The organism is uncultured Rothia sp. (assembly GCF_937976295.1).
Taxonomy (GTDB): domain Bacteria; phylum Actinomycetota; class Actinomycetes; order Actinomycetales; family Micrococcaceae; genus Rothia.
In genome coordinates, this window is the sequence record NZ_CALJRY010000105.1 from 1 (window position 1) to 3,283 (window position 3,283).

The 3,283-nt window shown below is 61.8% G+C and carries 4 protein-coding genes; all 4 read right to left on the bottom strand.

What is annotated here, in order from left to right; genetic code table 11:
• On the bottom strand, positions 1-1,578 hold a 1,578-nt coding region (locus tag Q0216_RS02715), incomplete at its 3' end, for a cation-translocating P-type ATPase (protein WP_298592730.1).
• Positions 1,579-1,908: 330 nt separating this feature from the next.
• Entirely contained in the window at positions 1,909-2,295 is a 387-nt protein-coding gene (locus Q0216_RS02720; RefSeq protein ID WP_298592732.1) for a chorismate mutase, read from the bottom strand.
• 29 nt (positions 2,296-2,324) lie between these two features.
• Positions 2,325-2,540 carry a heavy-metal-associated domain-containing protein gene (locus Q0216_RS02725; protein ID WP_298592734.1) on the bottom strand — a complete coding sequence of 72 codons (216 nt, stop codon included), beginning with the start codon at positions 2,538-2,540 and terminating at the stop codon, positions 2,325-2,327.
• A 63-nt stretch (positions 2,541-2,603) separates the two neighbouring features.
• Positions 2,604-3,029 (bottom strand): metal-sensitive transcriptional regulator, encoded by a 426-nt coding sequence (locus Q0216_RS02730; RefSeq protein ID WP_298592736.1) that lies wholly within the window; start codon positions 3,027-3,029, stop codon positions 2,604-2,606.
• Positions 3,030-3,283: the final 254 nt, after the last annotated feature.

A 3,283-nucleotide genomic window follows, 5' to 3' on the forward strand; every position in this document is an offset into this window, starting at 1 on the left:
CACGCTCGGCGCCGAAGCGCCCTCAGCCAGCACGCCCTGCTCACGGGCAAAACCGGCAATTGCGCGGGCAATCGGGTGCTCACTCAGCGCCTCCACGGCGGCAGCATCACGCAAAACAGACAGGGAACGCTCGTTCTTAGAATCGGCAGATTCCGGCGAAATACCGGCAAAATCACCCGCCGACTCGTAGTCACCAAAAGTGCCGTAGAACGCCACAGACATCTCACCGGTCGTCACGGTACCGGTCTTATCCAGCACCACGCGATCAACCGTGCTCGTCGCCTCCAGCACCTGCGCATTACGAATCAAAATGCCCAACTGCCAGCCGCGACCCGTACCCGCCAACAGAGCCGTCGGAGTCGCCAAACCCAGCGCACACGGGCACGCCACCACCAGCACCGACACCGCCGCATTAAACGCCGCAGCACCGTCACCAGACACCAGCCACCAACCGACCAAAGTCAGTGCAGAAATCGTCAAAATCACCGGCACAAACACCGCAGAAACACGATCCGCCAGACGAGCAATCGGAGCCTTCGTCTCCTGCGCGCTCGCCACCAGCTCACCCATCTTCGCCAAAGTCGTCTCAGCGCCCACGCGGGTCGCGCGCACCGTCAACGAACCAGACGTATTGACCGTGGCACCCGTGACCGCATCACCCGGATGCACCTCCACCGGAACAGACTCACCCGTCAACAGGGACGCATCCACCGCCGACGAACCCTCGACCACCACGCCATCCGTGGCAATCTTCTCACCCGGGCGCACCAGGAACAGATCATCCGGCATGAGGTCCTCCACCGGAACCTGCACCTGCTTCGTCACGCCCTGCTTATCGGTGCGCAGCAGAGTCGCCTCCTTCGCACCCATGCTCAGCAGGGTGCGCAGCGCCTCCGAAGAACGGTTGCGGGTGCGGTGCTCAATCGCACGGCCAATCAGCAAGAACAGAGTCACCATGGACGCCGAATCAAAGTACAGTGGCGCATGGTTACCGGTAAACATCGACCAGAAACTACCGTCCGCATGATGCGCATGCGCCGTCAACGCCGGATTCATGAGCAGCTGCGCCAGCGAATAGAAATACGCCACAACCACGCCGAGGGACACGAGCGTATCCATCGTGGACGAGCCATGACGCGCATTAATCAGCGCCGCACGGTGGAACGGTGCGGCACACCAAAACGCGACCGGCGCAGTCAAAACCGCCACAACCCAGCCCCAATTCGGGAACTGGAACGACGGGAACATCGAAATCAAGAAAATCGGCACACCCAAAATCGCCGCATAAATAATGCGGTCGGTAAAGCCGCCGTTCATGCTCGGGGTGCTGTGCTGGTTGCCGCCGCCGGATGCGCTCGCGTTCGTTCCAGCGCCCGCGCGCGGCCCGTTTTTGAGGTGCGCCGTGTAGCCGGCATTGTTGATGGTCTCAACGATCTGCTCGTCACTCACACCCTCGGGCACGATGACGCGCGCCGACTCCAGCGGCAGGTTCACCGCCGGGTCAACGCCGGGGATTTTGCGGAGCTTACGCTCCACGCGACCCACGCAGGATGCGCAGGTCATACCCTGAATATCCACGTGGATGATTCGGGTTGACTCCGTTGATTTTACGGCCGTTCCGGCGGAATTAAAAAGAGAGCGCTCACTCTGTGATGAGGGCTCACGGGTGGTTGGTGAAGGATGTGTAGAAGACACAATACTTCCTCAAAACTCAAAAACGGGAGGGTAGAAAAAGGCACACACCGAGCCGGGGGAGGGGCCCCGAAGGACCCCGCCCCGGTGGTGTTTAGTGCAGTATTAGGGCGCGGCGCCGAGGGCGCGCGAGGGCGAAGCCGCGGGTAAAACCGCGGGTGAACCGCGAGGTTGTGAACGTGGCGAGAGTAAGGCGGCGGCTATGAACACGGCGGCTTAGTGGTCGCCGGGCAGCCCATCCGGCCTGCTCGTATGCGGGCGAATACCGGTCACCTTCGCGCCACGATCAGACACGCCGTAGGCACGCTTCACGGCAGCCCGCGGGAACGGCGAAGCGTTCGCCTTCTCGCGCGCCTTCACGCCCTGCTCATGCTCGGCGGAACGCTTATTCGCGCTCGTGCCGCTACGTCGCGCTGCACCGGGCGCATCCTCACGCGCCGTATATTCGGGGCTCTGCTTCACCCACGAATCGACCAGCGCCGCATCCAGATTCATCTGCCTGGCAACGCGGGCAATCGCGTCGCGCAGGTGCACGTTTTCGGTGCCGACAAGGGTGCGGACCGCGCCAACAACCATCGCAATGTACTGCGGAGGATAAGCCATGATGACTCCTAATCGAGCCGGCTGCCGCGCTAGACAGCGGGGGTGAAGCCAGCCTCCACAATAGCGTCTGCGACGGCCTGGGTGTTGAGGGTGCCCTCGTGCTCAATGGTCACGGTGGAGACGCCGTCCTTGACGACGTCCACGCTCACGCCGGTCACGCCGGGAACTTCGCTGACCTCTTCGCTGACGCTCATAGCGCAGTGGTTGCAGGTCAGGCCGGTTGCCTTAACGGTGGTGGTGCTCATGATGATTTCCTTTCGGTAATGGGTTGAAAACTTAGGGCCGCCCGGTGTTTAGGGGCGGGGCGTTTAGCTGCGCATGAGGCGGGAGATTGCGGCGGTTGCCTCTTTGACCTTGGCCTCTGCGATGGTCGGGTCGCCGGTGCGTTCGGATTCGACGGCGGCGCCGGTCACGCAGTGGCCGATGTGCTCTTCGAGCAGGTTCAGGGAGACGGCGTGGAGCGCCTTGGAGACCGCGGCAACCTGGGTGAGGATGTCGATGCAGTACTTGTCTTCGTCGACCATGCGGGCGATGCCGCGGACCTGCCCTTCGATGCGGCGCAGGCGCTTGAGGTGCGCCTCTTTGTTGGAGGCGTAACCGTACTGGGTTTCGGGCGCCTCGCCGCTGCAGCATGCGCCGGTGTGCGCCTCGGTGGGTTTTTCAGTGGGGGCGCCGGATGCGGTGCTGACCTGGGTGGATGTGCTGTGGCAGCACTGGTTGTTGGTGGTTTCCATGACTCCAGTATATACCCTAGGGGGGTATACTGCAAGGGGGTGTTACGGGTTGTTACAAGGTGAGGGCGCGGGGGCTTGTTGATCGGGGGATTCTTCGATAGGTTACGGCCCTGTCGATAGGTTAGTGTCTTCACCACGGGTTAAAGACCCACGGCGAAGACACTAACCTATCGAAAGTTCTCCCGGTCCTCCCTTTATGAACGGCGAAAAGCCACATGTGTTTCGAGAAGCCACCAAAGAAGTGGCTTTTCGAA

What these genes read in the sequence shown, in the direction of transcription:
- Q0216_RS02720 (WP_298592732.1), bottom strand. Translation starts at nt 2,295, where the DNA reads ATGGCTTATCCTCCGCAGTACATTGCGATGGTTGTTGGCGCGGTCCGC.
- Q0216_RS02725 (WP_298592734.1), bottom strand. Translation starts at nt 2,540, where the DNA reads ATGAGCACCACCACCGTTAAGGCAACCGGCCTGACCTGCAACCACTGC.
- Q0216_RS02730 (WP_298592736.1), bottom strand. Translation starts at nt 3,029, where the DNA reads ATGGAAACCACCAACAACCAGTGCTGCCACAGCACATCCACCCAGGTC.